This is a genomic window from Brevibacterium sp. Mu109, from assembly GCF_900169375.1.
GTDB classification, from domain to species: domain Bacteria; phylum Actinomycetota; class Actinomycetes; order Actinomycetales; family Brevibacteriaceae; genus Brevibacterium; species Brevibacterium yomogidense_A.
This window is the reverse complement of the sequence record NZ_FXZF01000085.1, coordinates 1-1,678: the sequence shown is the minus strand read 5'-3', so window position 1 is coordinate 1,678 and position 1,678 is coordinate 1. Positions and strand designations below refer to the sequence as shown.

Sequence of the window (1,678 nt, the reverse complement as noted above, 5' to 3'; positions counted from 1 at the left end):
TGTACCCGCTGTTTGGCGACGACGAGCTTGTCCGCGCCCTCGTTGATGAGGCGTTCGAGATCAGCGGTGCTCGGCAGCCATTCGGGGCCGATCACCGTCGTCGTGATGACTGCGACGATGTGCAGCGGCGAGCCGCGGCGCACCGCGAGCCGTGCCGCCTTCCACAGCGCCGGGGACTCGGCGCCGAGGGAGTCGACTCCGACGACGACCTTGCCGTCGAAGCGCAGGCCTTCGATGGCCTCGGCTTCGGGATCGGTCTGCTCGACCTCGAAGCCGTCCTGCCGGATCGGCCGCGAGGACGTGGGGTGGGCGGGTTTCTCCGTCTCCGCCTGCCACGACGCGGGGACGACGACCGTCGGGCAGGCCGAGTGGGCGGGCAGGGCGCTCGAGACGGTGCCGAGGAGGCGTCCGGCGAAGCCGCCGCGACCGCGGGAGCCGACGACGGCGAGGCACGACGTCTTCGACTCCTCGATGAGGACGCCGGCGGCATCGCCGACCTCGATGACGGCCTCGACAGGCACACCGGCGGCTTTGACCTCGGCGGCGGCCTCCTTGAGGATCGTCGTCACCGAGGCACGGATCGCCGAGTCGTCGATGGGGACATAGGAGACGTCGATCGCGGCAGCGGCGACGCTGGGAATGGTGTACGCCCCGACGAGTCGGATCGGCATGCCCAGCGAACGCGCTTCCTGGATGGCCCAGTGGAGCGCATTCCTGCTCGGGGGTGACCCGTCGATGCCGACGACCACCGCTTCGGGCTCACCGGCAGGCGACGACGCGGCATCGTGACTGCGGTCCTGCTCTGACATCGCACGCTCCTCATGTCGCAGCGAATTTCTCTGAGTCCACCCTAGATCACAAAGCCGTGCGAACGACGCCCGATGTCACATCGTTATCCGATTCCGGCCACACTGCGGACAGCATCCTCACCGGTGAGACGCCTACAGGCCCGAGCGCCGCAACCACCATACGGGGTCGCTGCAGGCCTCAGGCGGCGTGGTTCATCTCGAGGAAGGGCCGCCACTGCTCGACGGGCTTGTCGATCCCGCGCATCCAGAACTGTCCCAGCCGAGGCTCCTGAGGTCGGAACCCGAGCTTCCAGCCGATCTCGGACAGGGTGCGGTCGCCCTTGCGGTTGTTGCAGTCACGGCAGCACGCCACGAGGTTCTCCCACGTGTTGCCGCCGCCGCGGGAGCGGGGGACGACGTGGTCGACGGTGCTCGCGGGCCGGGTGCAGTACGCGCAGCGGTGGTTGTCACGGCGCAGGACGCCGCGCCGGGACAGGGACACCCTGCGGTCACGCGGGGGTCTGACGTTGAGCACGAGAGTCTTCATATCCCGCCCCCTCTTCTGCTCGGCGATGGGAACCCGAGGAGTGTGTCTGACCCGCCCGCTGTGGCCTGTGCCGGGAGGGCACCGCGCCCAGGGAACGCAAAAGGCGTCGTGCACCAGCACAACGCCTTGGAATCGGACACAGACACAGATATGTACTCCGCACCAGAGACTGGAGCGGCTATTCGAATTATTCGAGTATGCCCCATCTGCTTTCCTTCGCATCAGCGGTTGACACCACTTGGTGTCCACCATTTATTGAACTCAATCTTCTCCAGAGTAACGCGGCGCGCGCCCGTGACCCAATTCATACGACTCGCGTCACGGAAACTTCGGTTTCCGTTCA

Annotated in this window: 2 protein-coding genes; both read right to left on the bottom strand. The window is 66.8% G+C overall.

The genetic code is table 11. The features are described from left to right. On the bottom strand, nucleotides 1–809 hold an 809-nt coding region (locus tag BSP109_RS16510), incomplete at its 3' end, for a universal stress protein (protein ID WP_101602048.1). Nucleotides 810–987: 178 nt separating this feature from the next. Next, nucleotides 988–1,335 carry an HNH endonuclease gene (locus BSP109_RS16505; protein WP_374700181.1) on the bottom strand — a complete coding sequence of 116 codons (348 nt, stop codon included), beginning with the start codon at nucleotides 1,333–1,335 and terminating at the stop codon, nucleotides 988–990. Nucleotides 1,336–1,678: the final 343 nt, after the last annotated feature.